The sequence below is a fragment of the Rhizobium sp. NZLR8 genome (assembly GCF_019685025.1).
Lineage (GTDB): Bacteria > Pseudomonadota > Alphaproteobacteria > Rhizobiales > Rhizobiaceae > Rhizobium.
The window spans coordinates 1-13740 of the sequence record NZ_JABDVY010000029.1 but is presented as its reverse complement, the minus strand read 5'-3'; the positions used below and the strand labels follow the sequence as shown (position 1 = coordinate 13740).

The following is a 13740-nucleotide window of genomic DNA, read 5'->3' as shown; positions in this document are numbered from 1 at the left end:
GTTCAGGCGGAAGCAATAGGCCAGCCAGATCGTCAGAACGCAAAAGCTGGAATCCACCAGCAAAGCCAGAGCGCGTTTGGCAACCCGCGGCATCGCCAGCAGAGGAGTGACGAGCGCTTGCATCGGCACCAACAACCATCGTGAGCGCGGTGTCTCAGAGGGAGAATTTTCAGGCATTGCTTACCAGCGTCTCGCAGATCAACAGACAACCACCTTCTTGTCGCTTTCTGCAACGAGCGCAACTGAAATAATCGGAAATCAAGGTCTTCCGTACCGCTTCTCTATCAGAAGTAGGTAATGGCAGCGAAATCGAGGATTGCGCGGGGACGATGCGAAGGGAGGTGAGATTTTCAAGGTTGCCAGCGTAGGTGAGTGCATCGAGGTTGACGACTGGTTCATCATGAAACGCAAGCCAATCGAGCATGAGGTTCGCACCGATGAAGCCGGCTCCTCCCGTCGCCAGGATTATTTTTCCACCTTGAACGTTGATAAATGGAAAGTTCTAGTCTCGTTGTGCCAGTCCCGGCTCAACCGAAGAGATCGACGATGCTCATTTCGCCGGCCTGGTCGCAGTTACATAGGGGTTGCGCTCGTTCGGCCGTTTCCATAAACACATCCCGAAGATTGTATCGAAAGACGATGTGAAAAATGTCAAAAACCGCGCTGATTACTGGGGTGACTGGTCAGGATGGGGCCTATCTGGCTGAATTGCTTTTGAGCAAAGGCTATACGGTGCACGGTATCAAGCGCCGGTCATCGTCTTTTAATACTGGCCGCATCGAGCATATCTACCAGGATCCGCACGAGGAACATCCACGCTTTATCCTCCACTATGGCGATATGATTGACTCGACCAACCTGCTGCGGATCGTGCAGCAGACGCAGCCCGACGAAATCTACAATCTTGCCGCACAAAGCCACGTGGGTGTCAGCTTCGAAACGCCGGAATACACCGCGGATGCCGATGGTATCGGGACGTTGAGACTGCTCGAGGCGATCCGTATTCTGGGGCTCGAGGGAAAGACCCGGTTCTACCAGGCATCGACATCGGAACTCTACGGTCTTGTGCAGGAAGTGCCTCAGAACGAGAAGACGCCGTTTTACCCGCGTTCTCCCTATGCCGCCGCCAAGCTTTATGCCTACTGGATCGTCGTGAATTATCGCGAGGCCTATGGCATGCATGCATCCAACGGCATTCTTTTCAATCACGAAAGCCCGCTTCGCGGCGAAACCTTCGTCACCCGCAAGATCACGATGGCGGTGGCTGCCATCCATCTGGGTCAGCAGGATAAGCTTTTCCTCGGCAACCTTGACGCCAAGCGCGACTGGGGCCATGCCCGTGAATATGTCGAGGGCATGTGGCGCATGCTGCAGCAGGACAAGCCGGATGACTACGTCTTGGCGACCGGCGAGACGACGAGTGTCCGCCAGTTTGTCGAGTGGGCCTTTGCCGACGTCGGCATTGCTTTGGAATGGAAGGGCTCCGGCGTAGACGAAAAGGGTTATGACGCCGCGTCCGGCGCGTGCCTCGTGGAAGTCGATCCTCGGTATTTCCGCCCGACGGAAGTCGACCTTCTGCTGGGTGATCCGACCAAGGCCCGTCAGAAGCTGGGCTGGCAGCACAAGACCCCTGTTCGCGAACTCGCCGCGGAAATGGTGCGCGAGGATGTCAAGCACGGGAAGGCTCTGAGCAGCCGGAAAGAGATTTGAGTGTACGAATTGTCCGACAAGAAGATCTGGGTTGCCGGTCATCGCGGTATGGTCGGCAGTGCGCTTGTGCGCAGGCTTCAATCCGAAGATTGCAACGTCATCACGGCTACGCGCCGTGAGGTCGATTTGACGCGGCAGGACGAGGTCAAGAAATTTGTTGAAGCAAACCGACCAGACGCGATCATTCTCGCCGCTGCCAAGGTTGGCGGTATCCTTGCCAATGACAGCTATCCCGCTGACTTTATTTATGACAATCTGATTATTGAAGCGAACATCTTCGAAGCTGCCCATCGGGGCGAAGTGGACCGGCTGCTCTTCCTCGGTTCAAGCTGCATTTATCCCAAGCTCGCTCCACAGCCGATTCCCGAAGAGGCTCTGTTGACCGGTGCGTTGGAGCCGACCAACGAATGGTACGCGATCGCCAAGATCGCCGGTATCAAGCTTGCGGAAGCCTATCGTAAGCAATACGGCCGCGACTATATCTCGGCCATGCCGACCAATTTATACGGCCCGGGCGATAATTTCGACCTGAATTCCAGCCATGTGCTGCCGGCACTCATCCGCAAGGCGCACGCTGCGAAACTTCGCAAAGACCCGCATATGGTGGTCTGGGGAACGGGCACCCCGCGCCGCGAGTTTCTGCACGTCGACGACTGCGCCGACGCGCTGGTATTTCTTCTGAAAACATATTCGGGCTCGCAACACGTCAATGTCGGCTCGGGCACAGATCTCGAAATTATCGAGTTGACGCGGTTGGTCTGCCGCGTTGTCGGTTATGAGGGAGAGATTATTCATGATCTTTCCAAGCCCGATGGCACGCCGCGAAAGTTGATGAGCAATCAGAAGCTGCAGGACATGGGCTGGAAGCCGCGCATCTCGCTTGAGGACGGCATCCGAGCGACCTACGCTTGGTTTCTGGAGTTCGAAAATAGGTCTGATCCGGCGGCCTGATATTAGGTCGGTGACGGCCAGCATTTCTCTATTTCGGCGTTGATGTTGTTCGCGACATGGAAAATGTCGCGGGACCGACAGCACGTTTCTGTCAATTTCAAGCGTTACTCGAACAGGGCAATCTACCCGGAAAATCTTCGCCGCCTGGATTCAATAAGTGCTTGATCAGCAGAATCGATTGGCTGGGGAGCCTTGATTCTCGCATGATTTCAATGACTTAGTGAAATCGCCTTTGAATTCATCATATTTTCCCGTCGCGAGCGACCGTGGATGCCACCTTTGTGCCCTGGCTTTGGGCATCAGTCAACAGGACTGGTGAGCGGCAATTATTTCCGCTGTCTGACTTCGAGTTAGCCGTCCAGCGGCCAAAACGCGCCCTGATACTTCGCGCCCTTCTGTCGGTCATAAAGGACGTCGTCGCGCTTGCCTGAAGCGGGCGTCGTCTGGGCACGGCCTCGTCCACAACGCGCCATAAAGCGGACGTCGCTGCGCAGGCGTCAAACGACCGACGAGGGGCCGAAAGCCGTCGGTCGGCTTCCGGGCTCCGATTTTCGAAAGCAGACCTTGAGCCTGGCGGTCGCGTGATCTGACGCGAAGTGGACGTTCGGTCGCCCTCGGCCGAACGCACGCGCCGACGACCCCCTTCGTAAGTCCGAAATCCTTGGTTTCAGTCCCATCATTTCAGCTATAAGGTGGGAGACATCGCCCAAAGGGGATTCAAGGCCAATGCCCCCAGAGAAGAAGGACCGTTCGCCTGTTGCGCTGGAACAGCGCGACATAAGCGCCGACCAGCGCATGTTCTCACCTTCCGTTGCGCGAAATTCGGCGCCGATCCTCGCGGTCCTAAAACGTGTCCTTCCAACACGTGGCGCCGTGCTGGAGATTGGATGCGGGACCGGCGAGCACGCCGTGTGTTTTGCGGGAGCAATGCCCAACCTCACCTGGCAGCCGAGCGATCCGGATGCCGACGCCCGCACCAGCACGTCTAGCTGGATCAAATTCGCAGGGCTGAAGAATGTGCTGGCACCGCGGGATATTGATGTGAGCTCAGGACAATGGGGCGTCGAACAAACGGGGCATTTTGACGCCATCGTGTCGATCAATATGATCCATATCGCGCCATGGGGGGCAAGCTTAGGATTGTTCGCAGGAGCTGGCCGTTTGCTTCACGCTGGTGGGCTTCTTCTTCTCTACGGCCCATTCATGCGCGACGGGGCACACAACTCCCCCTCGAATGCTGCTTTCGACGCGGCTCTAAAGGAGCGCAACCCATCCTGGGGTGTGCGTGATATCGCTGATCTTGAACAAGTGGGTGAGGCCGCTGGACTTAAACTCCGCGAGACGATGGAGATGCCTACCAACAATATGTTGCTGATCTTCTCCAGCGGTAGTGCCTGAACGACAAGCGGGCGCGAAAGAGACGTGGCCTATAGCAACATTCGGGCCCTTTGCTGCCGTTCGAGGTCGATCCGAGGAACGTGCGGCATGTGCTAGAATGCGGCCGAAGGCGGAACGCGACAGACGCACTGCGAGGGGCGGTGTGATCGAACCGGAATTCGCGCGACCGAGTGCCAACGTTGTGCTCTTGGAAGGGGAGATGAAGACTATGCCGACACCAGAGCAACCCAGTCTAATAGTTCGACAGAAATCCCCACAGAACATCGAGTTTCCGTTTGCGTCGCTCTCCGATTGGCTGATCCCAACCGAGCTGTTCTTCGTGCGAAACCATTTCCCGTCGCCGGACCTCGATGCGCGAGACTGGAGATTGCGGGTTGGCGGGGCGGTGGAGCGGCCGATCGAACTTGACCTCGACAGCATCAAGGCGATGCGGAGCACGACTTTCACTGCCGTCGTAGAGTGCGCAGGGAACGGGCGCGTCTACTATGTGCCGCCGAAGGACGGGTTGCAGTGGCAGAACGGAGCCGTCGGCAATGCCGCGTGGACAGGTGTTTTTCTGCGCGAGATTTTAGAAATGGCGGGCGTTAAGCGAACCGCACGTGAGGTTCTGCTCGTAGGCGCAGACAGCGGCGTCGTCGACACGAACAGGAAAACGGCTTCTCCCGGCCCCATCGCTTTTGCGCGCAGTTTACCGCTTGAGAAGGCCATCGCTCACAGCACGATCCTTGCCTATTCGATGAACGAGGAGCCGTTGACGCGCGATCACGGCTACCCGCTACGCGCGGTCGTGGGTGGCTGGTTCGGCATGGCTTGGGTCAAGTGGATCACGCATATCACGGTTGTGGAACAACCGTTTCTTGGCTACTGGCAGGCGCGCGACTATTTCCGTTGGGAGCGCAGCCTCGGGGAACCCAGGCTGGTCCCTCTCGCGGAGATGGAGGTCAAAGCGCAGATCGCGCGTCCCGTGCAGGGGGCGCGTCTCATCGCCGGCCAACCGTACCGGATTTTCGGAGCCGCCTGGAGCGGAGAGGCTGTTATCCGGCAGGTGCAGGTCTGCACCGGAGATGGCAGGGGCTGGCGTGAGGGAAGGCTCCTCGAAACAGAACGTCCCTTTGCATGGCGCTTGTGGGAGTACATGTGGACCCCTGAAGAAGTGGGGCGATATAAACTGCGATGTCGCGCGATCGATGGGGCGAGGTGCGTGCAGCCCGACCTCCAGCGTTCCGACTGCGAGAGCTACGCGGCCAATTGGATCGTTCCGGTGGAGGTTACGGTCGTTCCCGAGCCACAGACGTACGAGGAGGAATTCGTGATCTAATCACCCGCATGGGGCGGAATGGCGGCTTGGCGCAGCTGTGACCCGCGTTGTCACTGCGTCATGTCCGTTTTGCAGCAACGGCGGCCGGTGGCTCGATGATCACTATGCGGGCGCAAAGCTGACGCCGCATACTCAAGCTGCTATGCCCCTTTGGACCAACTGTGGGGCCTCGGTCCTGAACCCCTCCAGCCAGATTTGGGCGATCCGCTTCTTCCTTGATAGGGAGGGACGCATGAGAGATCGTGCGTTGTTTGATCTCGCAATCGACAGCAAGCTGCGTGGTTGCGATCTCGTGAAAATGAAAGTCGGGAGTCTCGTGACAGGAACGGAAATTCGAACTCGAGCCCTGGTCGTCCAGCAAAAGTCCGGCCGTCCGGTTCAGTTCGAAATCACGGCGGAGGTGAGGGCAAGTTTGCTTGCATGGCTTGAACGGCGAGGTGGAACAGTTGACGATTACGCCTTTCCCAGTCGAGTCGACCACACCGATCATCTGAGTACTCGTCAGTATGCCCAATTGGTCGATGAATGGTTGACCGCAATTGGTCTACGACGCGAAGACTACGGCACGCACTCGCTTCGGCGCACGAAGGCCGCAATGATCTACAAGGCGACAGGCAATCTTCGCTCGATCCAAATCCTGTTGGGGCACACCAAGATCGAAAATACGGTCAAGTACCTTGGCGTGGACATTGAGGATACACTGGAACTAGCTGAGCACACTGAAATCTGAGCGCGTGCGGCCCCGCGCGCAGTGGGGCTGCACGTGTCAACGAAACTTTCTCAATTCCAAAGATCGCGATCGAGCGGCTATGCGCCCTCAAGACGGCCGTTAGGATGCCCGGTTTGTCATTCTTAAAGCTGCCGGCTATGAAACCGACAACGCCGCCAGTGAGCCGTACGGCAGCTAACGTCTTTCTCGCAATAATCAGTTGCTTCCCTCCCGATCACAAGCCTGCCGGGCTTCAGGTGAGTTTAGCGAGGATATCGTCGACGACACTTGGGACGGTATTCGCCGTGTCGATATTTATGCCGGCAAGAAGATACTCCCGGGTACGATGGTAGCGAAGTACCAAGGCCCGCTCGGCCGGCTCGAAGCCCGGCTCATTCGGCCGCCCATCTAGTCGTCGGTTCAACGTCTCAACGTCGATGTCGAGCACGAAAACCTTATCGAACAGGTCCAGGAATTTGTGGAAATTGCGCGAACCGCCACAAAAGAACGTGGCAGGATGGGTGGTGTCGGCAGCAATAGCTCGGACCTTGTCGACAGGCCAGATCCAGTGCGCATATCCCCAAGCGATGCGGTCTGCGCCTTCGGGTGGTCCTGCGAGCGCCTGGCCTGTCTCGGGGTCGCCGACATAGGCCAAAACGCGGTCACCATGGACGACATGGTAGCCCCGCCGCTCCAGTTCGGCAGCGACAGACGTCTTTCCAGTGCCCGAGCCGCCTTCGATTAGATAGTTCTTGATGCCCATGGGCCCTTTTTATCACGGCCGTCAATCCGGTGAGAAGACACTCTATCTGGGTGTGCTCAGCCAACGAGCTCACCTGATCAAGGTTAGCATTCGGTACATTTCGATTAAGGGTGAATGTCTGGCGGGAACCCGCCCTCAACCCGGCCGTTGATCTCCGCTTCACCGCCGCCTAAGGGCAGTCATTGCCGACACAGACTTGATCCGACGCCAGTGGCCGGGCGTCATGTTTTCCCACTCGCGGAAAGCTCGATAGAACGAGTTGGCGTCCTGGTATCCCAGCAGGTAGGCTACCTCTTCCACGTCAATCGTGAGATCGGAGAGAAGCTGGCGGCCGAGTTCCTGTCTGGCTTCGGTCAGGAGAGCACGAAAAGTCTGGCCTTCCGCCGCAATCCGCCGCTGCAAGGTGCGTTCGCTCAGGCCCAGATCGCGCGCCACGGCAGCGAGATCATGGCGACCACTGGCCATTGTGCGCTTCAAGGTGCCCTTTACCTGCTCACCGATTGTGGCCTGCACCTCGATCTCGCGCACGGCCTCTGCCAGCGCGGGGGTGAGCATCTGGATCAGTTCGGGGTTGTGTCCGGGGAATGGCAGGTCGAGGTCCGGTGCATTCAGCACCATGCGATCACGCTCTGCCCCGAAATGGATCGGGCAATCGAAGAAAATTGCGTGCCTGTCCGTTCCCGGATTTGGTCGCCGCAGCTCCAGCGAGATTGGCCGCAGGTGACGGCCAGTACCGCGTCGCCCGAGTTCCAGCAAAAGGGCAAAGCTTGCGTCCACTGACAGGGGAGGCTCAGGTTCGGTGACGGTAGGCCACTCGATGGTCACCGACACCTTGCCGTCGCGCTCTTCGCAACAAAGACGGTCAGGGCTGCAAAGACGATTGAAGCGGTCCAGCCGCGCCATACCGTCTCGAAAGTCGGCAGCGTAGGACGCCACCAGAATTGCGAGCTTGTGATTGGCGGTGCTGGTCTCGCACACCATCCTTATGCTGAAGGCGGGGTCACCGGACAGCGCCTCTATGGCGTTCCAGATGGCGAAAAGTTGTGTGGTGCTGATGACGGCGGAATTGTCGAGATGCAGCGTCGCGGGAAGCCTGGCCTGTCGCAGCACCGCCGAAGGCCGCAGTCCCAGTTGTTCAAGTGACTGCCAGAATGGCCTCGGCAATTTGCATCGGTCGGAAAGGACTTTGGCCATAGTTATCTATTTACTCCATTTGGAGATTGCAGGCGGTCGAAATAGCCCGCAGACGCGTTTTGTTTTGCAGAAGGCGAGTGTGCCATCACCCAGACCGCACATCGGCAGTCACGCTTTCGATTAATATTTCGGTCTGGCGCGCGGAGTACAGGTGAAGGCGGCGGTTAACGTACGACCTGGCCTATACCGTAGTATCTTTGGCGCGTTGTGCAAGTCTTGTGGCGTAGCTTGCTAATGCGTGCGCGGTGTCCTGTTCTTATCTTCTCCTCCGATGGCGCTGAGCCTCAGATCCGGCGGCAACCATCTCTGGAGCCGACAGTCCCACAACATCCCCTGCAGGACGAACGGATCCAGATAACGACAACCATCAATCAGGAGATCGAGCATGGCGCTCACATTCTACACCAACCCGAACTCACGCGGGCGCATCGTGCGCTGGATCCTGGAGGAGGTAGGCCACCCCTACGAGACGGTGGTCCTCGACTACGAAAAGACCAGCGCAATTGACGAATGGGGCGGCGCGGCGCTCGAACGGCCAGCATCGAGCAATCCCAACGAGGAACTGGTTCGCTTCTTCACCGCGATCAATCCCATGGGCAAGGTGCCGGCGCTTGTGCATAATGGCCGCGCCGTGACAGAGAGCGGCGCAATCATTACGTACCTCGCCGAGACGTTCCCCGAGGCCGGGCTTTCGCCTACCGCAAACGAGCGTGCCGAATATTATCGCTGGATGTTCTTCGCCGCGGGGCCTGTGGAACAGGCCGTCACGAACCACCGGGCTGGATTTGTGCCCGCTCCCGAGCAGGAGTTCTTCTTCGGCTATGGCAGCTACACGCGCACTTTGGACCAGTTGGAAAAAGCGGTGCAGGCGCATCCCTTCATCGCGGGCGATCGGTTCACGGCTGCGGACATCTATATCGGCTCGCATATCGGCTGGGGTCTTGGCCTTCAGACACTGCCCCCGCGCAAGGCGTTTCTGGACTATATCGGCAAACTGGTAGAGCGGGATGCCTTCAAGCGGGGCGTGGCCAAGGACGAAGAATTGATAGCGCAAGCCGCAGCAGCCCGTGCCGCATAGGCACTTGCCTTCACGGCCGGGTTCGGAGAATACAGTCTCGCGCAAAGCTGCGCCCGGTGGGCGGGCTAAACCCCTCCGGCAAACCGTACTGCAGGCATGACGCTGCCCAATGGCCGGTTTACTCCGGCCGTTACCACGCGCAGGTTTGAAGCTGGTCACGCGAGCGGCGACCCGGAGCGGAGGATACCGTCAGCCTTTCCCATGTGAATGTCCGCTTTCCCACAAGTTTACCTGACTGCGGAGTGTCAACTTCCGGCCCAAATCAGCCACCGCAAGCAGGCCAACCATTTGGCCTGCCGAGCAATTCAGTTTCAGAGAGAATTCGGAATAACTGGGTCGTCGGTTCCAATCCCTTCAAGAGCAGCAGGAGCTTTCAATGTTATTGATCGCCCCTCCTGCTACGCCCCATCAAGTCAGAATGCGAACGACCGTTTTTCCCGCGCGCCGCTCGGTAGCGTTGAACGTGGTGACAGCGTCGGCGAGAGTTGTGACCTTGCCGATATTTGTCCGCAGTCTTCCGTCGCGGACCCGCTGAACGATCTCGGATAGTTGGTCGCGATCGGCCTCGACTACGAAGTCGACCGTCAAGCCGTGGGAAGGCCGGACTTCCGTCGGCCCGACAGCCGTCACAAGCGTTCCGCCTGCCCGGATGAGCGCCGCTGACTGCTTCTGGATGTCGCCGCCGATGACGTCGAAGACCAAATCGACGCCACCGATGTCTTCCAGCGTGTCGTTGGCAAGATCAAGGAATTCATTTGCGCCATAGTCGAGAACCTTCTGCCGGTCGGCTGTGCGCCCGGTACCGATGACATAGGCACCGGCTTCCCTTGCAAGCTGTGTTACGATCGAACCGACCGCGCCGGCCGCACCGTGCGCCAGCACAGTTTGCCCCGCCTGAAGCCGACCATGCTGGAACAGACCCTGCCATGCCGTCAGCCCGGAGATTGGCAGACTTGCACCGACAGTGAAATCGACATCGCCTGGCAGCGGCGCCAGATTGCGAGCCTCCAGGGCGACATACTCGGCGAGCGTGCCATCGCGATACCAGTCCGCCAGGCCGAACACCCGCTGGCCGACTGAAAGCCCCGTGGTGCCGTAACCCAACGCCGTGACCACGCCAGCCAACTCGTGGCCGAGGATTGATGGCGTCCGATTATGTGAGGTACGATCGGTCCAAGTGGAAGGCCATTCGAGTTCGGTATTGACGAACCCCGCTGCATGAACCTTGACGACGACGTCGTTGATGGCGGCCTTCGGCTCGGCTCGATCCACCAGTTTCATTCCGGCGAGACCTGCCTCCGGGTCTGTTACTACAATCGCTTTCATTGGAGTTGTTTCCTCTAATCTCTGTTGGTTGTGACGGTAAATTAGATGCCTACGAGCTCATCTCGAGCTATCACGCCAAGCAGTTTCGGCTCGTCGGCAGCGTTGATGGATTCAAGGGGTCTGCCCCAATGTCGCGCCGTGTGATGCTCGCGGCGGACACGACCTCAAGAAGCTTTTCGACGATCGCCGCCGAAAGCGCGCGACTATGCGATTCCAGACGCGGGCTGGTATCAATATGGAGAATGTTCATTTGGTCGATCCCAACAGCTTCAAAAGGTTGCGAATGAGAAAGGATCAGATCGATCCCGCTGGGGGAACGGCGGGGAAGTCCTTCTCGGGATCGAACACGTTGTTTAAGAAGTTCGTCAGTGAATACATGGCCACCAGTGCGACGATTTCGATGATGTTTGCATCGGTGTAGCCGACATCGCGGACCGTCTTCAGATCGGCGTCGCTGACCTGCCCGCGGGTCTCGCTCACCTTGCGCGCAAACTGGACCGCCGCATCCCGCTTCGGATCGTTGGCATGTCCCTTGCGGGCGAGGATGATGTCATCGGCCGGCAGCTTGGCCATATGTTCGGCGGTAAAGCTGTGAACCGTCAGGCAATAGTTGCACCCGTTCACCTCGGAGACTGCGAGACCGATGCTGTCGCGTGTCCTCACATCGAGCGTCTTGCTCAGAGATCCGAGCAGAGCGGCCCAGGCGTTGAACGCGATCGGACTCTGCGCGAAGGCCGCCATCATGTTGGGGGTGAACCCGATGTTCTTCGTGAACGCATCGAGGGTCTGCTTGGATTCTGCGGGCACATGCTCCGGCGTCAGAACGGTGGTTCTGGTCATGGTAGGTTTCCTTAAGCTTGCTGGTTGAAATGAGGGTTATGCAAAGTCCAGGACGTCAGCCACGGGCATGCGCGGCTTCTGCGGCCAGTTACCGGCGCGCAACGGCCCAACGGTGAGGAGCATCACCGGGATTTCGTCTTCGGCGAGACCGAACTCGCTATGCACGGCCTCTGCGTCGAAGCCGATCATCGGCGTCGAACCCAAGCCAAGCGAGCGGGCGGCATAGATAATCGCCGAGGTGCCGAAGGTTGCCGAGCGTACCGCTTCGTCGCGCTGCCGCTGCGGTTGGTCGTCATAAAGACCGCGCGCCGGGATTTCCCATTCCGGCACCAGACGCGCCGGCATGATGCCGGCTTCGACCACCGGCGCCAGGCGCTCGGGGACAGTGCTGGCATCGGCCAGTTGGCCGATGATGATAAAGGTCACTGCGGCATCGGTGATCGCCGGCTGGTTCCAAGCGATCGGGCGCAGTTGGGCTTTGGCCCTGGGCGTACGAACGGCGATAAACCGCCAGTTCTGCAGATGGAAGGATGTCGGCGCGGACGTGCCGATCCGCACCAGATCGCGGATCTGATCGTCGCTCAGTGACGCGGTGGCGTCGTAATATTTGGCGGCACTGCGGCTCAGGATGGTTTCGATGACGGCGTTGGTCGGCGCCGTTTGGATGGCTGCGTTGCTGATATCGTTCATTGGGGGGTTCCCTCATCAAGTGATTACGGAAACCAATTTACGGGCATCAGTGATAATATCGAGACTGGATTGCCTCAATTTAATGCTCAAAAGGATCAGTTAGAAAGCGCCGGTCCTAGTTCGCGCGCATCTCCCCGGTTTGCGCCAGCCGGCGCCATTCCCCCGGCGTCATCCCCATTCTCTCGGCAAACACGCGGCGGAACGCCGAAACGGATTGATAACCAACCGTTTCGGCGACGGCCTCGGTGCTGATCGACGGTTTTTTCAATTCGTTCGCCGCCAGGCTCATGCGCAGGTCGGTCAACAGATCGAGGGCGGAGCAGCCCAGCCTGTCCTGGAAGTGCCGCATGAAGGTGGCGCGCGACATGCCGCACAGGTCCGCCAGATCGGGCAGTTTCCAGGGATTGGCCGGATCGGCGAGCATGGCAGTGATTGCCGGCGCCAGTCTTGGGTGGCCGGCGAGAGCCAGCAGGCCTTCGGGGGCCTTTTCGGATTCGCTTGCCGCCCTCAGCACCAGCGTGAAAAGGGCCGAAGACAGCGCGTTGAGAACGGCGCGCCCGCCCGCCCGGTCGCCGGCGGCCTCCATGCGCATCAACGCCACCAGGCCGGCTAGTTGATCGGTCGCGGGGCTGACTACGTTCTCTGCGGGGCGGTCGATTGCCCGCGCCACCAGATTTGTCGGCAGGTAGTTGCGGATCAGCCGATCATGGGGCGGCGCTATGAAAAACCGGCCGCATAAAAGATCGAGCTGCTCGTCCGGGCTATCGTTCTCGCTCAGCATCCATCCGGCCGCCCCACGGCTTTGCCGGGTCAGGACGGGTGTTTGACCGCTGCCATCATGTAGCACATGGGGCGCGCCGTGAGGCAGCAACACGATATCTCCGGCCGCCAGTTCTCTCGTCGTTTTCGTCTCTAGGTGCTCGAAGATGGCTCGGCCCTTGACGATGACGTGGTAAGGGATTTCGTTCGCCGCTGCCCGCGGCCAGGCAACGCGCCATGGTGCGCCATAGGAACAGCGGACCTCGAGCTGGCCCGTCACGGTGACGATTTGCAGGAGATGGCTCAGCCAGTCGACTTCGGACATAGAATCTCAGTGAGTTAAGACGCCCTGGCATCTTAAGCCACTCTACCCCAGTTGTATGTACTCTATGGCCTGTCGGTGAAAAGGGTAATCGAGGCATTGTCGACAAGCCTATGGGCAATACATCCGTCAGCTGGGGTCTTGCTGGACTGTTGGAAATGCGGCAAGCGTGTGATCCGCTGGGCTTTAAGGTCAGTGTTTGCACGCAAATGGACCGGCCGCCGGTTCATATCCCTTCAAGGCGTGCATTGCGATTGTCCACTGGAAGACGTCGGTGACAACTCGTGCCGAAAGAGTTGCCGACAGTTAGTACGCATTGGTTCCAGACTATCTACCCGATCGCGCCGGTCTTGAGTTCGTCTGGCCGCGTGACTACTCGGCGAACCGATTTCATCGTGGACTTTTGCCGCTAAGGTTAGATCCCCTGCCGACATCCTCCGCCCGGGCTCCAGTCGTCCAGTTCGCAAATCAGGATTAAGGTTGGCACGGTCGCATCGCCCGCCCGCAGCCTTGAACCTCCGGCCCATCAACCGTTCGTTTCGCTCGGCTAGACGCTACACGGCCTGCACATTCTGGTCCTTCGGCAGCGAGATCGTCATCGCCGCGGCGGCGGCGGCCGTGACTGCAACCGCGAGATAGATGCCGCTGAAACTCTCCGTCGATGTCTTGATCACGCCGCCAA

At 58.9% G+C, this 13740-nt stretch carries 13 protein-coding genes and 2 pseudogenes; 6 read left to right on the top strand and 9 right to left on the bottom strand.

Translation table 11 applies throughout. The annotated features are described in order from the left end of the window. Positions 1-334: 334 nt before the first annotated feature. Positions 335-469, bottom strand: a pseudogene (locus tag HJB89_RS33665) (dTDP-glucose 4,6-dehydratase); the annotation flags it as partial. Between the two features lie 179 nt (positions 470-648). Between HJB89_RS33665 and gmd the strand changes: the two are divergent. From gmd to HJB89_RS32950, 5 genes are all read left to right on the top strand, one after another. Then, positions 649-1710 (top strand): GDP-mannose 4,6-dehydratase, encoded by a 1062-nt coding sequence (gmd, locus tag HJB89_RS32970; RefSeq protein WP_221151019.1) that lies wholly within the window; start codon positions 649-651, stop codon positions 1708-1710. Then, the gene (locus tag HJB89_RS32965) at positions 1711-2661 is read left to right on the top strand and encodes a GDP-L-fucose synthase (protein ID WP_311044388.1); all 951 of its coding nucleotides are present in this window, start codon (positions 1711-1713) and stop codon (positions 2659-2661) included. It begins immediately after the preceding gene. Between the two features lie 726 nt (positions 2662-3387). After that, positions 3388-4059 (top strand): DUF938 domain-containing protein, encoded by a 672-nt coding sequence (locus tag HJB89_RS32960; protein ID WP_221140228.1) that lies wholly within the window; start codon positions 3388-3390, stop codon positions 4057-4059. Between the two features lie 199 nt (positions 4060-4258). Beyond that, positions 4259-5377, top strand: a complete 1119-nt coding sequence (locus tag HJB89_RS32955) for a sulfite oxidase (RefSeq protein ID WP_221151018.1) — start codon at positions 4259-4261, stop codon at positions 5375-5377. 142 nt (positions 5378-5519) lie between these two features. Further along, entirely contained in the window at positions 5520-6107 is a 588-nt protein-coding gene (locus HJB89_RS32950) for a tyrosine-type recombinase/integrase (RefSeq protein WP_221116036.1), read from the top strand. A gap of 232 nt (positions 6108-6339) precedes the next feature. Here the strand turns inward: HJB89_RS32950 and HJB89_RS32945 are convergent, their stop codons facing one another. Further along, positions 6340-6849 carry an AAA family ATPase gene (locus tag HJB89_RS32945; RefSeq protein ID WP_221116035.1) on the bottom strand — a complete coding sequence of 170 codons (510 nt, stop codon included), beginning with the start codon at positions 6847-6849 and terminating at the stop codon, positions 6340-6342. 159 nt (positions 6850-7008) lie between these two features. Next, positions 7009-8043, bottom strand: a complete 1035-nt coding sequence (locus HJB89_RS32940) for an AraC family transcriptional regulator (RefSeq protein WP_221140224.1) — start codon at positions 8041-8043, stop codon at positions 7009-7011. Positions 8044-8428: 385 nt separating this feature from the next. On the opposite strand from HJB89_RS32940, the gene HJB89_RS32935 reads away from it, so the two are divergent. Next, the gene (locus HJB89_RS32935) at positions 8429-9121 is read left to right on the top strand and encodes a glutathione S-transferase family protein (RefSeq protein WP_221140223.1); all 693 of its coding nucleotides are present in this window, start codon (positions 8429-8431) and stop codon (positions 9119-9121) included. Between the two features lie 408 nt (positions 9122-9529). On the opposite strand, the gene HJB89_RS32930 is transcribed toward HJB89_RS32935, so the two are convergent. The 6 genes and pseudogenes from HJB89_RS32930 to HJB89_RS33545 form a co-directional block, all read right to left on the bottom strand. Further along, a complete protein-coding gene (locus HJB89_RS32930; protein ID WP_221116033.1) occupies positions 9530-10447 on the bottom strand; it encodes an NADP-dependent oxidoreductase in 918 nt (305 codons plus the stop codon). 70 nt (positions 10448-10517) lie between these two features. Further along, positions 10518-10697 carry an NAD(P)H-dependent oxidoreductase gene (locus HJB89_RS32925; protein WP_259672172.1) on the bottom strand — a complete coding sequence of 60 codons (180 nt, stop codon included), beginning with the start codon at positions 10695-10697 and terminating at the stop codon, positions 10518-10520. A 44-nt stretch (positions 10698-10741) separates the two neighbouring features. Beyond that, positions 10742-11287 (bottom strand): carboxymuconolactone decarboxylase family protein, encoded by a 546-nt coding sequence (locus HJB89_RS32920; protein WP_207583047.1) that lies wholly within the window; start codon positions 11285-11287, stop codon positions 10742-10744. A gap of 36 nt (positions 11288-11323) precedes the next feature. Further along, positions 11324-11977, bottom strand: coding sequence for a nitroreductase family protein (locus HJB89_RS32915; protein ID WP_207583048.1), 654 nt, complete (start codon positions 11975-11977; stop codon positions 11324-11326). 115 nt (positions 11978-12092) lie between these two features. Further along, complete coding sequence (locus HJB89_RS32910) at positions 12093-13061, bottom strand: AraC family transcriptional regulator (RefSeq protein WP_221116029.1); 969 nt, start codon at positions 13059-13061, stop codon at positions 12093-12095. A gap of 551 nt (positions 13062-13612) precedes the next feature. Then, positions 13613-13740, bottom strand: a pseudogene (locus tag HJB89_RS33545) (MFS transporter); the annotation flags it as partial.

Excerpts from the sequence above, each read along its gene's own strand:
- HJB89_RS32955 (WP_221151018.1), top strand. The coding sequence starts at position 4,259 with ATGAAGACTATGCCGACACCAGAGCAACCCAGTCTAATAGTTCGACAG.
- HJB89_RS32950 (WP_221116036.1), top strand. The coding sequence starts at position 5,520 with ATGCCCCTTTGGACCAACTGTGGGGCCTCGGTCCTGAACCCCTCCAGC.
- HJB89_RS32915 (WP_207583048.1), bottom strand. The coding sequence starts at position 11,977 with ATGAACGATATCAGCAACGCAGCCATCCAAACGGCGCCGACCAACGCC.
- HJB89_RS32930 (WP_221116033.1), bottom strand. The coding sequence starts at position 10,447 with ATGAAAGCGATTGTAGTAACAGACCCGGAGGCAGGTCTCGCCGGAATG.
- HJB89_RS32925 (WP_259672172.1), bottom strand. The coding sequence starts at position 10,697 with ATGAACATTCTCCATATTGATACCAGCCCGCGTCTGGAATCGCATAGT.
- gmd (WP_221151019.1), top strand. The coding sequence starts at position 649 with ATGTCAAAAACCGCGCTGATTACTGGGGTGACTGGTCAGGATGGGGCC.
- HJB89_RS32935 (WP_221140223.1), top strand. The coding sequence starts at position 8,429 with ATGGCGCTCACATTCTACACCAACCCGAACTCACGCGGGCGCATCGTG.
- HJB89_RS32920 (WP_207583047.1), bottom strand. The coding sequence starts at position 11,287 with ATGACCAGAACCACCGTTCTGACGCCGGAGCATGTGCCCGCAGAATCC.
- HJB89_RS32960 (WP_221140228.1), top strand. The coding sequence starts at position 3,388 with ATGCCCCCAGAGAAGAAGGACCGTTCGCCTGTTGCGCTGGAACAGCGC.
- HJB89_RS32910 (WP_221116029.1), bottom strand. The coding sequence starts at position 13,061 with ATGTCCGAAGTCGACTGGCTGAGCCATCTCCTGCAAATCGTCACCGTG.
- HJB89_RS32940 (WP_221140224.1), bottom strand. The coding sequence starts at position 8,043 with ATGGCCAAAGTCCTTTCCGACCGATGCAAATTGCCGAGGCCATTCTGG.
- HJB89_RS32945 (WP_221116035.1), bottom strand. The coding sequence starts at position 6,849 with ATGGGCATCAAGAACTATCTAATCGAAGGCGGCTCGGGCACTGGAAAG.